The sequence below is a fragment of the Gordonia sp. ALPHA1B1 genome, assembly GCF_005502615.1.
Lineage (GTDB): Bacteria > Actinomycetota > Actinomycetes > Mycobacteriales > Mycobacteriaceae > Gordonia > Gordonia hongkongensis.
Map to the genome: position 1 here is coordinate 1 of NZ_SCOC01000009.1, position 11,957 is coordinate 11,957.

Annotated in this window: 14 protein-coding genes; 4 read left to right on the top strand and 10 right to left on the bottom strand. The window is 64.5% G+C overall.

The window, feature by feature from the left end:
- Positions 1 to 228: 228 nt before the first annotated feature.
- From FFS52_RS07995 to FFS52_RS08005, 3 genes are all read right to left on the bottom strand, one after another.
- The gene (locus FFS52_RS07995) at positions 229 to 579 is read right to left on the bottom strand and encodes a hypothetical protein (RefSeq protein ID WP_223258969.1); all 351 of its coding nucleotides are present in this window, start codon (positions 577 to 579) and stop codon (positions 229 to 231) included.
- Complete coding sequence (locus FFS52_RS08000; RefSeq protein WP_055476435.1) at positions 564 to 761, bottom strand: hypothetical protein; 198 nt, start codon at positions 759 to 761, stop codon at positions 564 to 566. Before FFS52_RS08000 ends, FFS52_RS07995 begins: the two co-directional genes overlap by 16 nt.
- Positions 762 to 951: 190 nt before the next feature.
- On the bottom strand, positions 952 to 1,623 hold the full coding sequence (locus FFS52_RS08005) for a hypothetical protein (RefSeq protein WP_068971513.1): 672 nt from the start codon (positions 1,621 to 1,623) through the stop codon (positions 952 to 954).
- A gap of 192 nt (positions 1,624 to 1,815) precedes the next feature.
- Here FFS52_RS08005 and FFS52_RS08010 point away from each other — a divergent pair, with 192 nt between their 5' ends.
- Both FFS52_RS08010 and FFS52_RS08015 read left to right on the top strand, forming a co-directional pair.
- Positions 1,816 to 2,247 carry an STAS domain-containing protein gene (locus FFS52_RS08010; RefSeq protein WP_055476437.1) on the top strand — a complete coding sequence of 144 codons (432 nt, stop codon included), beginning with the start codon at positions 1,816 to 1,818 and terminating at the stop codon, positions 2,245 to 2,247.
- Positions 2,248 to 2,257: 10 nt separating this feature from the next.
- Complete coding sequence (locus tag FFS52_RS08015; RefSeq protein WP_055476438.1) at positions 2,258 to 2,692, top strand: ATP-binding protein; 435 nt, start codon at positions 2,258 to 2,260, stop codon at positions 2,690 to 2,692.
- 67 nt (positions 2,693 to 2,759) lie between these two features.
- Here the strand turns inward: FFS52_RS08015 and FFS52_RS23645 are convergent, their stop codons facing one another.
- The 6 genes from FFS52_RS23645 to phnC form a co-directional block, all read right to left on the bottom strand.
- The gene (locus FFS52_RS23645) at positions 2,760 to 3,320 is read right to left on the bottom strand and encodes a hypothetical protein (RefSeq protein WP_171011585.1); all 561 of its coding nucleotides are present in this window, start codon (positions 3,318 to 3,320) and stop codon (positions 2,760 to 2,762) included.
- Between the two features lie 234 nt (positions 3,321 to 3,554).
- A complete protein-coding gene (locus FFS52_RS08025) occupies positions 3,555 to 4,313 on the bottom strand; it encodes a GntR family transcriptional regulator (RefSeq protein ID WP_137809377.1) in 759 nt (252 codons plus the stop codon).
- On the bottom strand, positions 4,310 to 5,344 hold the full coding sequence (locus FFS52_RS08030) for a phosphonate dehydrogenase (protein ID WP_055476440.1): 1,035 nt from the start codon (positions 5,342 to 5,344) through the stop codon (positions 4,310 to 4,312). The genes FFS52_RS08025 and FFS52_RS08030 overlap by 4 nt, the downstream gene beginning before the upstream one ends.
- A complete protein-coding gene (phnE, locus tag FFS52_RS08035; RefSeq protein WP_277244579.1) occupies positions 5,341 to 6,117 on the bottom strand; it encodes a phosphonate ABC transporter, permease protein PhnE in 777 nt (258 codons plus the stop codon). The genes FFS52_RS08030 and phnE overlap by 4 nt, the downstream gene beginning before the upstream one ends.
- 56 nt (positions 6,118 to 6,173) lie before the next feature.
- A complete protein-coding gene (gene phnD / locus FFS52_RS08040) occupies positions 6,174 to 7,082 on the bottom strand; it encodes a phosphate/phosphite/phosphonate ABC transporter substrate-binding protein (protein ID WP_055476442.1) in 909 nt (302 codons plus the stop codon).
- A 56-nt stretch (positions 7,083 to 7,138) separates the two neighbouring features.
- Positions 7,139 to 7,948: a phosphonate ABC transporter ATP-binding protein gene (gene phnC / locus FFS52_RS08045; RefSeq protein WP_055476443.1), complete on the bottom strand. Its 810-nt coding sequence runs from the start codon at positions 7,946 to 7,948 to the stop codon at positions 7,139 to 7,141.
- Positions 7,949 to 8,124: 176 nt separating this feature from the next.
- On the opposite strand from phnC, the gene FFS52_RS08050 reads away from it, so the two are divergent.
- Positions 8,125 to 9,369, top strand: a complete 1,245-nt coding sequence (locus tag FFS52_RS08050; RefSeq protein WP_055476444.1) for an alpha-D-ribose 1-methylphosphonate 5-triphosphate diphosphatase — start codon at positions 8,125 to 8,127, stop codon at positions 9,367 to 9,369.
- A 307-nt stretch (positions 9,370 to 9,676) separates the two neighbouring features.
- Here the strand turns inward: FFS52_RS08050 and FFS52_RS08055 are convergent, their stop codons facing one another.
- Positions 9,677 to 10,636 carry a TIR domain-containing protein gene (locus FFS52_RS08055; protein WP_083229418.1) on the bottom strand — a complete coding sequence of 320 codons (960 nt, stop codon included), beginning with the start codon at positions 10,634 to 10,636 and terminating at the stop codon, positions 9,677 to 9,679.
- Between the two features lie 205 nt (positions 10,637 to 10,841).
- Here FFS52_RS08055 and FFS52_RS08060 point away from each other — a divergent pair, with 205 nt between their 5' ends.
- Positions 10,842 to 11,618: a recombinase family protein gene (locus tag FFS52_RS08060; protein ID WP_020171242.1), complete on the top strand. Its 777-nt coding sequence runs from the start codon at positions 10,842 to 10,844 to the stop codon at positions 11,616 to 11,618.
- The last annotated feature ends 339 nt before the right edge of the window (positions 11,619 to 11,957 follow it).

Below are 11,957 nucleotides of genomic sequence, written 5' to 3' on the forward strand. Positions count from 1 at the left end.
CGTGATACATCCTCACAGCCCGCTCACGCGTCTCTGGATCAAACTTCCTCAGTGCACCCATACCGGCATTCTCCTGGTGAGATCACGGTCTCCACCAGACCCAGGACGGTTCAGTAGAACCTGGCGTGCGGCCCGGTCGGTTATGGCCGTACCACAGGTCGTTGACCCTTTCGATCAAACGCTCATGCACGACCAGGGCGAGTTGACGACGGGCGCCCGCTCACTGTCTCAGGCACTTCTCGCGGTCGCCCGCAGCGACAATCCCTGGTCGAAGGGGCCCCACTCTAAGTCGGGTTCGGCGTTCAGGCCATCGTCCTCGGAGCCGCGGGACAGGGTGTCGATCTTGATGATCGCTGGGCTGGGGGCGTCGACCAGGTACACCATGATGTCGCCGGCAGCATACGTTCGTGGGGTCAGCCAGACGAGATCGTCAACATCCGGGTCGTCGTCGTCGCCAGGGAAGAAGCTATTTACGGCTTGCCGCCACGGCTGAAGCAGGCATAACTGCACTCGTCGGCCGTCCGCATTGCCGGTGCCGGCGACCCGTGGGGTTCTCCTGCGGGCTACGATTCGGCCCATTCAGCGAATTCCTTCCACGAGATCGGAATACGCTTCTGCCCGTGCTTGGGTCGCCACTGCAGATTGCCCTCAGAAACGTAAAGGGTGCCGAGAGTTCTCCCGTCGATCGCGACATCGAACTCGAAGTCGATGCCAGCAACGCGCACCCTACTGGCGCTGAATCGCACGTCGTGATCAGCCACGATGATCCTCCCAACAACGGCACAGTCTGGTGTCGATCCCTCTCGCGAACGTAGCGAACGACCATGTCTCGGGCAATGATCTGCCCGGAACCGATGCCAGCTCACCGGGCCAGCGATCGCCGGTTGCTTCCAGACCTGACCAGACCCCCCGGGGCGGATTGCTCATGTAAAAGGAGTGCGGTGAGGGCTGTCAGCGGCCGAACAGTGCTCGTTCGATCACATCCGGGGTGGTGTCGAAGTCGTGGGCCCAGTCCGCAGCCAAATCAAGGTAACGGCCGTACATGTCAGCCGGGCCGTCGATCTCCCACTCTTCGGTGGTCACTCGACGCAGACTGTCTACAACCCTGCTGTCATAGATCAGTGGGCGGCCTGTCAACGCATTGGCGTCGTACCCGCCGAAGTAGAGGAACTTGGTGAAGAAGCCCGCCGCCAGTCCGGTGATTTTCAACCGGTTGCGCCCGCTGAGGGCTTTGTAGGCGCTGACCGGCCCCTCGGTCCGCACGACAGCCAGAGCCTTGGCGAGCTTCTCCGCGGCGTCGGGCTGGCTGAGGGGACGCAGCGCCCGCACCATCGTCAGGCCCGGACTCGTACCCCACACCACACACGCCACGTGCAGTTGCGCCGCTACGATCGGCGACCCGTCCTGCACCGCTCGGGCTGCGACCTCAAAGACATCGCGGCGCGAAACCACTCGATAGCGACCACTGCCCGCCGACACACTGTCGAGCTCGTCAGGCCACATCGCAGCATCCGGCAAGCGTGCGCGCACCGCAGCCGGATCGAACCGAATTGACTGGCCCAAGACCCATTCGCGATCGGGAACAGAACCGTCGGGAAACAAGGTAGTCAACGCGATCGGCATTCCTTCACGCTACCGGCAGATAACCGGAGGTACGCGAACGATGTGTGACATAAGGTCACTTCACCCTTCGCGCGCCGTCGGTGGCGGCGGACTAGGTTTGGATGGCGTTGAGATAGCCGTGATCATGTAGTCGGTCGGGACCGGGTCACTCAGCAAGTCGTGTGACCCCCTTCCGTGAAAGTGAGAGTCACCGTGCAGCCAGACAACCCCGATGCCGTGTTCGTTGACGACAGCGGAGACACCGCCGGCCGGGCATTGATGACCATCGTCTCCGCGCAGCACGAAGAACTGGTGATCCTGACCGTCCAAGGCAGCATCGACGTTCTCACCGCACCACAACTGTCCGAGGAGGTGACGAACGCGCTGCACGGACAACCACGAGGCCTGATCATCGATCTGACCACCACCGACTTCCTGGCCTCGGCCGGCATGGCCGCACTCGTCGCCGCCCACGAGGCGATCGCACCGACCGGACTGTTCGGAGTCGTGGCCGCCGCACCCGCAACGTCGCGGCCGCTGACGCTCATGGGCCTGGACCAGACAATCGTCCTCTACCCCACCCTCGCCCACGCCGTCACCGCCATGACCAGACCCACCGGAATGAGCGGCAGCCCGACTGGGTAAACACGACGGCGTGGACTCATCACAGCACCTCGATGGCGACTCCACCGGTGACTTCGAACGATCGGTCGAGGCCACCGCCGAGGCCGCCCACAGACTGCGCGAACTGTTCACCGTGTGGGTGACAGCAACCGTCGAGGCCGACACCGAACGCCGCGCCGACATCGTCTTGGCCGTCTACGAAGCGATTGCCAACGCCACCGAACACGCCTACAAAGACGCTCGAGAGCCAGGCGCGGTCACCGTGCGCAGCCGCCGCCGCCCCAGCGGCACCCTCGAAATCACTGTCACCGACACCGGCACCTGGGACCTCAGCCCCGCACAGCGCTTCCGCGGCCGCGGACTCGCACTCATCACTGCGCTCAGCGACACCCATGCGCTTACCACCGGACCCGACGGCACCACCGTCACCATGTGCTGGCAGCCGACGCCCGTCCTGACGACATGATATCTAGTATCAGATTTCGAAACTACCTGCGGCAGAATCGAATTAGACGATACTCGCCCGGCAGCACTCACGTGCGGTCTTTCCAGCGCTCGTTGGCTGATTGTCGGGTCATGCCGGTCGCCGCGCCGATGTCGGCCCACGAGCGACCCAGCCGGCGGGCCTTGGCCACCGCGGCGTCGAGCAGTGCGTCGGCGTCCCTGCGGGCCTCCACGGCCGCCCGGATCTCGTCGTCGATGTCGATCGAATCGAGATGCTCACGCCGCCACAATGCTTGGGCGGCCGCCGCGACATCGGGCCGCACGTTGACGTCGAGGTCGATGTCGGGGGCGAACACCTGGTGGCGGGCCAGGTCCTCGAGGGACGCTGAGGGCACCCGCGTCCACTGGACGGGATCGGTCCAGGTCGACACATCAGAGCTGGTTCGCCGGGCGCAATTGCAGGACAACAGCCAGCCGACGATCTCGGCCGACGGCCGCCGACGATCCTCGTCCGGGTGCCGGCCGGTCCCGACGATCTCGTAGTCAACGCCGTCGACCATGGTCGACCCGTGGCTCTCGGCCCCGTCCTCGAAGAACGGCACCAACGCCGCCTCGTGCAAGTGCGTGGCGCTCTCGTGTACCCAGCCCATGCCGATAGGGTAGACCCGCTGTGTCAGGATAACCAGACACAAGAGTCGGGTCGCGTCAGGAGTACCTGACATAACGCAACATTATCGGCGTTAACATGACGGAAGTATCAGTAGCTGCGGTTACTGCCGTTTACCTGCGATAATTCCGCGGGTGTGGCGCGACGGTGAGGTCGTCCTGCTCCGCGCTGAGGACCTGGCGGCTATTCGGGGCGGGCGATGGGTTTGTCGTCCTGATTAGGTGGTGTCGAAGTCGACCTCGACTCGGAACACGTCGGCTCGAAGCCAGGAGATCGTGAGTTCCACGGGGCGGTGGTTGCGTGCGGCGGCATCGGTGCGGGACCGGATAGAGATGACCGGTGGGCGGCCGCTCAGTTCGAGGTGCTCGGCGACGTGGGGTGGCGCGGGGTCGATGGAGACGCCGAACCATCCGCGCTCGGGTTCCAGTTTGTAGTGGGTGGCCAGGGTGTCGTGCAATGAGTCGGCTGGGCCGAGGATCTGGGGTAGGTCGGGGACGAGTTGGGGGTCGAGGTAGGTGTCTGCGTAGCCGACGAGCTCGTGGTTGATGTATCGGTTCCGGGAGAGTGCGAGCAGTTGTCTGCGTGCTCCGACTTTCATGCGGCCACGGATCTCGGTTGGGGGGGTCTCGAGTCGCCATCCGGTGGTGCGAACGTCTGGGGTGAATCCGGCTTTGCGGACGCTTGCGCTCCAGGACGGTGGGATGTGTCGACTGATGGTGTAGTCGATGCGTTGGGACACGAAGGTGCCGCTGCCCTGTCGGCGGCGCACCAGGTAGCGCCTCTCCAGCTCGGTCAGTACTGCTCGGGCGGTGAGCCGGCTGACGCCCAGGATGCGGGCTAGTTCGTCTTCTGAGGGGAGCCGAGTGCCGACGGGCTGGTTGGCAATTGTCTCGGCGAGCGCGTCGGCGGCGGAAAGGTACACCGGTACCCGAGGACTGGTTTTGGTGGGTGCGGCGTCGCTGATGGGCGTGATCATACTGCGGGAACGGAGGAGGTCGACGGTTTCCGCGGGTCGTTGACGGCTCCGTCGGGCATTTTGCCTGCGAGTGATTGCAGGATGGATCTCGCCGCGTGTTCCTCGATCGCCAAGCGTGCCGTCGCGACCGCAGATCCGAGGTGCGGGGTGAAGAGGGTATGGCTCGTCAGTTCCATCAGGTCCGGGTGCAGGCCGCTGGGGCGGTCGGGTCGGGAGAGGTCCTCGAACTCGAACACGTCTGCGGCATATCCGCCGAGGTGTCCGCTGCGCAGGAGCTCGGCCACTGCGCCTTCGTTCACCACTGAGCCTCGTCCGACGTTGACCAGCAGCGCTCCGGGTCGCATCGATGTCATCGCCTCGTGGTCGAGCAGGTGCAGTGTGTCCGCCGTCAGGGGGGCGCAGACCACCACGGAGTCGCTGTGCTGCAGAAGCTCGGCGAGTTCCACCCGTTCCATACCGATCGACGCCGCGGTTGCGGACGGCACCGGATCGGGGTCGTGGTAGAGAAGTCGGGGATTGAATCCGGAGAGCATTTGCGCCACGGCCCGGCCGAGTACGCCGGCGCCCACGATGCCAATCGTGGAGCCGACGAGTGTGCGTCCGTAGAGCACCGGCCGCCAGCCGCGGAAACCGGCTCGCACGGTGCGGTCACCGGTCGCGACGTGTCGAGCGAGGCCGATCAGCAGCCCGACTGCCAATTCCGCGGTGGGTTCGGTGAGTAAGTCCTCGACTCGGGTGAGCCAGATGCCGCGCTCGGTGCAGGCGCGAACGTCGATGTTGTCGTAGCCCTTGAGTGCGCCGGCGACCACCTGCAGTCGCGGGCAACCGTCGAGGAACTGCGCGGTGATCTGGTCGGGCATGAACGCCATCAGCCCGTCGGCGTGTGCCACTCGGCGTTTCAGTTCGGATGCCGGGAGGCTGTCGTCTTGCTGGTTCGGCACCACGTCGCACTCGCGGCCGAGCATGTCGAGGATCTGGGGATGCACCCGGTGGGTGAGAACGACCACCGGGCGCGCGGACGCGTTTGTCATTGGAACCTTCTTCGTAATGCTCCGCCGAGGGCGTCGACCACGGTGACGGTGGCGAGGATGACGAGCAGGATTGCGGAGACTTCCTGGTACTGGAGGGTGCGGAGGGCGGCGATCAGCTCGAATCCGATGCCGCCGGCGCCGACGACGCCGACGACTACCGAGGCGCGGAAGTTGAGCTCCCACCGGTAGACGGTGACGTCGGCCATTTGGGGCAGCACCTGCGGCAGGATGCCGTGCAGGATCACTTGTGCCCGGGTGGCTCCGGCGGCGCGGGCGACCTCGACGGATGCTTGATCGGCGCGTTCGATCGAGTCGGCGAAGAACTTTCCGACCATGCCGGCGGAGTGGATACCCAGCGCCAGTGCGCCGGGAAGGGCGCCGAAGCCGACGGCGGCGACGAACACGATCGCCATGATCAGCTCGGGCACCGATCGCAGGGTGTTGAGGACCAGGCGCGCGACCGCGTAGACGGTGGGGTGCGGGGAGGTGTTACGGGCCCCGAGCAGCGCGAGTGGGACCGACAGCAGGACCGCCAGTGCGGTGGCCGCGATACTCATCGACATCGAATCCCACAGTGGGCCCCACCACCGGTTGATGTGGGTGAAGTCCGGGGGCCACATGTCGCCCAGGAGGTCGGCGATGTCGGCCAGCCCGGTGATCATCCGTTCGCCGTCGAGTAGTCCCACCGCCCAGACGCACACCAGCACCAGGACGCCGACGACGCCCATGGCGGCGCTGTTGCGCCCCCAGCCAATCCACACCCGACGGGAGATGTCCCGGTACTGTTCTTCCCGCCGTTCCTCGACGGGGTCCGGCAAAGTGTCGGCGGTCACTGGTAGTCCGCCAGGTCGATGTCCAGCAGGGGCGCGAGGTCGCGCACCGCGTCGTAGTCTTTATCGGTCACAGGTCCGAAACCGGCGGCCTCGAACGCCTCGAGCACGGCGTCGTCGTCGAGTTCTAAAAACGCCGCCCGCACCTTGTCCTTGAAGTCCTCGGGCAGATTCGTCTGCATAGTCCACGGGTAGTTGTAGTAGGGCTCGGACTCCTGGACGGTCACGACCACCTCAGGGTCAATGGTCCCGTCTCGGACCATGCGCTCGTAGATGGGCAGGCTCATGCCGCCCGCGTCGGCGTTGCCGTTCTGCACTGCCAGCGCCACCGCGTCGTGGGCGCCGACGTGCTGTTCTTCGTAGTCGCCGTCGTCGACGCGCAGGTCCGCTTCCTCGGCGAGCATGGCCTTGGGTATCAGGTGGCTGGAGGTGCTGGCCGGGTCTCCCCACGCGACGGTCTTGCCAGCGACGTCGTCGAGTGTGGTGATGCCGGAGTCGGCATTGGCGAGAAACACCCCTTGGTAGGTGGGGGCAGCGCCTTCTTCCTCCTGCAGCGCGGCGAAGGGCTCGATGTCGGCCTGCTCCTGGGCGAGCACGTAGGACAATGGCCCGAAGTAGGCCAGGTCCAACCGGCCGCGGGTCATCGCCTCGATCATCGAGGAGTAGTCGGTGGTGACGATGAGTTCGACCTCGACGCCCAACTCGTCCTCTAGGTATTCCTTGAGCGGTTCGTTGTCCTGGATCACTTGAGACGCGTTCTCGTCGGGCAGCAGGGCCACGCGGAGGGTCTCAGGCACCTCGCCGGCGGCAGGCTCGGAGGTGGAGCCGGAGCCGCAGCCGGTGAGAACAAGCGCGAAAGAGATCAGCGCCGCCAGGGCGGCAACTGTGGAACGGGCTGGTCTGGTCATTGTGAAGAACTCCAGGATCTGGTGAATGTGATTCGGGTGATGCGAACAGCTTCCGGTCAGCGGACACCAGCAGCGAGGTGGCCGGTGACAGTACTGGTGACGGCGTCGCCGTCGGATTCCCCGTTGGGTTCCTCAGTGACGCCTTCGTAGATGAGTCGGATGGCGTCATCGGTGACATCGGACGCGGGGCTGTCATGCACGATCTCGCCGTGTGCGAGGCCGACGATGCGGTCGGCGTGCTCAAGGGCCAGGTCGACCTGGTGGAGGCTGGCGACGAGTGTGATGCCGTTGTCGTGACAGACACGGCGCAACAGCGCCATCACTCGGCCTGCGGTGGCCGGGTCGAGGCTGGCAACCGGTTCGTCGGCGAGGATCAGCTGCGGCTGTTGGGCGAGTGCGCGGGCGATGCCGACGCGCTGCTGCATGCCGCCGCTGAGATTGTCGACCCGGGTGAGCGCGTTGTCGAGCAGACCCACCTGGTCGAGCGCCTCGAGGGCGATGCGCTCGTCGGCGCGACCAGCGGGCAGGAGACCGTGCCAGAAACTGTGGTAGCCGACTCGGCCGAGCAGCACGTTGCGCAGCGCGGTGTACCGCGGGACCAAATGGTGGTGCTGGAAAACCATGCCAGTGCGCCGGCGATGCCGTCGTAATGCACGGCGCGAGTCCAGTGCCGGGAGACCGGCGGCACGCACAGTCCCGGTGGTGGGCTGCACGAGCAAATTTATGCACCGCAGCAGCGTCGACTTGCCGGCTCCCGAAGGACCGAGCAGCACGGTCACCTGCCCGGCCTCGATCGTCAGGTCGGTTCGGCGCAGCGCCTGCACGCCCCCCTTGTAGGTCTTGCTCACCTCGACGAGCTCGATCATGGAAACCCCTCTATAGGACTTGGTCGAACACCCCGAAACCTATAGAGGACTTACGAACGGGCGATTAGGGTTGAGAGAACGGTGAGTGAACCCCGTCCGACCATCCGATGCCGGTGAACGGCCGATGGCTTCCGCGTTCATGCGACGGCCATAGGGCCCTGTCAGAATGTGTCGTCATGACCTTTGGGAACTCGTGTTGGACGCCGACAGATTTTGTGATCGGCCACGTCACAGCGGTGCTGCCCCATCGGGTGGTGGATAACGCAAGAGTGGTGGTGCGCGAGGGTCGGATCGCCGAGGTGGGCCCACACCCGCCGGGTGCCGGCTGCACCCTGGACGCCCACGGCGCCCACTTGCTGCCGGGCCTGGTCGATGTCCACACCGACATCCTCGCGCGGGAGACCCGGCCGCGACCGGGCGTCGTCCTAGACCCTGCCTTCGCACTGATGTCGGCGGGCGGCCGTCTACGCGCGGCAGGTATCACGACCGCCTTCCATGGCCTTGCGTTCCAGGAGCGCTCCATCGTGGGAACGACGATCGGTTCCCCCGCTGCGGCAGAATTGTCCGATTCGCTGCGTCACGCTGACGACACCCAGGTCGACCACCAAGTCTTGCACCGGTTGGACGCCCGCTGCGAGTACGGCCGGACGCTGCTCGCAACGGAGCTGGCCGCATTCGACGACTCCGCGGATTCTGAAACGCGTCGGAGCATCACCACACCGAATGATCCCCCACACGCACGGGTACCGATCGTCTCTCACGAGGACCACACACCGGGGCAGGGGCAGTTCGCCGACCCCACGACCATGCAGCGGTGGCTGATCACCAACGAGGGCATGGCCGAGGCTGCTGCGGTCGACCACGTCGACCGGTGGCGTTGCACCCGCGCCGAACGTCTCGCCGTGCGCGACCGCACCCTCACGTGGCTGGGCGACCTGGCCCGGACCGGACACATCCGGCTCTTCGGCCACGACCTGGCCACCCCGGAAGACGTCGCGGCTGCCGCCGACCGCGGCTGCACCGTGGCGGAGTTCCCAACGACCCTGGACGCCGCCCGTGCCGCCCGCGACCGAGGCATGCTCGTCGTTGCTGGCGCCCCGAACGTCGTCCGTGGCGGCTCCCACACCGGGAACGTCTCGGCAGCCGAGCTCGTCGTCGCCGGTGTGGCCGACTCCCTGGCCAGCGACTACCTTCCCTCCTCGATGCTCCCAGCCGCAGTGCGACTTGTGCGCGACGGTGTCCTCTCACTCCCGCACGCCGTGCGGCTGATCACCTCAGGCCCGGCCGCCTGTGTCGGTCTCAACGACCGTGGCGTGCTGACCGAAGGCTTCCGAGCCGACCTGGTCCTGACCGACCTCAGCAAGACGTGGCCCGTCGCCCACGTCATTTCGACTCAGTCGCATACCGCTGCCCGCGAGTAGCTCGGATTCAGCGGCAGTAGGCCACGAGGACTGTCACCGCTTCGGCTGTCTCACACCAGTCCGACGGAGGTGAGCACCGATGACCTGATGCAACTCCCCGCCTGACCGCAAGCGAAGGATCAGAAACGAGTTACACCACCACACGGGGCTTGACCGGACTCTCGACTGACCACGGCGTCGAGGGGAGCGAACCTTCCTCGGACGTCACACCGAAAATGACCGCACACGCAGTCCGCGCTGTCAGCGGCAATCGGTCGCCCACTGACCAGCAAGCATGACGGAATATGACATTATCGGCGGAAGTGGACTACTGGACCATGAAGGGTCCAGCTAGCGGGTCTTGAAGGTCATATGTTCCTGCCCTAACGGAAGCGCCAGCGGTTTCTAGTCGATACTTGAGATCGAGCCGACTGTCCCACTTTCCGTCGAGCTTGATCCAGTTGAACCCGGCGATATCTGAAATTTCCCTGGACGGCCCGCTCTTGACAAATATCGTGCGCTCGGGGGCCATGGCGAATGACATTCCAGCTTCCAGAAGTACGTTCGGTCGAGCTTGACCTTGAGGGGTTCGATCCGGATCTCCGGTCTCGGAGAATTCGTCCTTAACTCGGGCGAGGTCGTCTGGGGAGAAAATTACGATCGTGGCTGAGGCATGCAGCATTCCGGCACGGACAATATCGTAAGTGTGCGGTTGGGGTTCCCCGGTCAGTTTTACTGCCTCTGACCACGAGATGTCATGAAGCCCCAGAAACAATAGATATGTTCTAAGGGCAACAAGCGGACGTGCGTCTCGGCCGTGAACTATAAATATCTTGGCGGGATCTCTATTCTCAATTGGCGTGTCAGGGGACTGTATGGCTGTAACCGGCTTAGAGACTGCGGAGCGCTCATTTTCAAGGGCGCCGTTGGATGCACGAAGGTCGTCAACGTCCCGACCATCTGGCAGGGTGTACCCGCTCTCGGTGAGCGATATGCCTCGAGGGTCCAGTACGCGCTTGCGCAAGTTGGCGTATGAAGGATTGCTGTCGGATGTGTCAGCGTAGCTGTTTTCTACGTATAGGAAGTTTAGAAGCTCAATAAGGAGTAGATCAGTGTTCGGACCGTTAAAGATGTGCTGCACTATCTTGTTGCTTCGTTCTCCTTTATTTCCCTCGGTTGTAATGCCAAGTGGCCCCTCGAACGTGTCAATTCCAGAATGGGTTGTGCCCTCGCTTAGGCTGGAAGCGAAGTAGCGGGAATCGGCGCGTTTAAATGTCGCGGAAGGCATCGAGCGATGTTACCGCAGTGGGAGGGGTGAGGCAGGCAGGTGATCCGGCCGTGAACGGGCAACGTCCTGGTGGGGTACACCCGTGCGGGACGATGCGCCGCCGGCAGTCGCTGCTGTGTCACAGGGTCTAGTTTGATACTTATGAAACGTTCTCCCGGGGGGTCTAGGATCTATTGATACAGATTCCGGGCGAAAGGGTCCCCTCATGGCTGATCGGATCGGGACGTTGCTGAATCGTTCGGGTGGCGAGGAGGTGCTCATCGTCAGCCGCGGGAAGGTGCGGACTCGGTTCCGTCGTCGGGATGAGTTGGGTTGGAACTTTCGGGTGGAGTCGACGGACTCGGAGAACGTCATCGAGGTAACGCCAAAGCCGAAGCCAGATCCGAAGCCGGCTCGCCGATCTTCGCATGCGCGTGGGCAGCGGGTGGCGTACGTGCGGGTGTCAGCCGCGGATCAGAACGAGGCGCGTCAGCTCGAGGCGGTGGGGGAGTGCGACCGGGTCTATATCGAGAAACAGTCGGCACGCTCGCGCGCTGATCGCGTAAAGCTCGAAGAGTGCATCAGGTATCTGCGGGACGGTGATGAGCTGGTTGTCGCGTCGATGGACCGACTCGCTCGTTCCCTGGTTGATCTCAAGCAGATCGTCGGCGAGGTCACCGCGAAGGGTGCGAGTGTGCGGTTCGTCCACGAGCGGGCCACCTACGCTGCCGGTGCCCAGGATCCTCGAGCCGACCTGATGCTCTCGCTGCTCGGGGCGTTCGCAGAGTTCGAGCGGGCCATCATTCGCGAACGCCAGGCCGAGGGTATCGCCATCGCCAAGGCGAAGGGCAAGTACAAGGGACGCAAACGCGTCCTGACTGAGGAGCAGATCGACAAGGCCCTTGCCCGTATCGAGGCGGGGGAGGGGCCGTCAGCTATCGCCCGGGATCTCGGGGTGGGTCGATCCACGCTCTACCGCGCACTCCAGCGAGTAAGGAAGTAGGCGCCGCCGACACGTCGCGTTAGCCCGCCCACTGCGCGACGAAGCTGGTGCGACACCCTTACATGACACCGAAGTCGTAGCCCTTGCGTCGAGATGCCGCGTTCGGAGATCCCCGCTACGGCATGGACGACGAGGGTTCGAGCACGCGTCAGTGAGTTCCGGTTGGAATGAGCTCCACCGTCTCGTTCGGCGCGACCTAGTGCGCGCCCGGGTGACCACCACTCGCCAGTGAGACCGCCGCGAAACGTCCGTAGACCACCGCCACCGCCACTTACCCGCGAAAGTCACAATCACAACCCTGCATAGCCACAGGATTTCACGCCAGCCACCACACCGGGC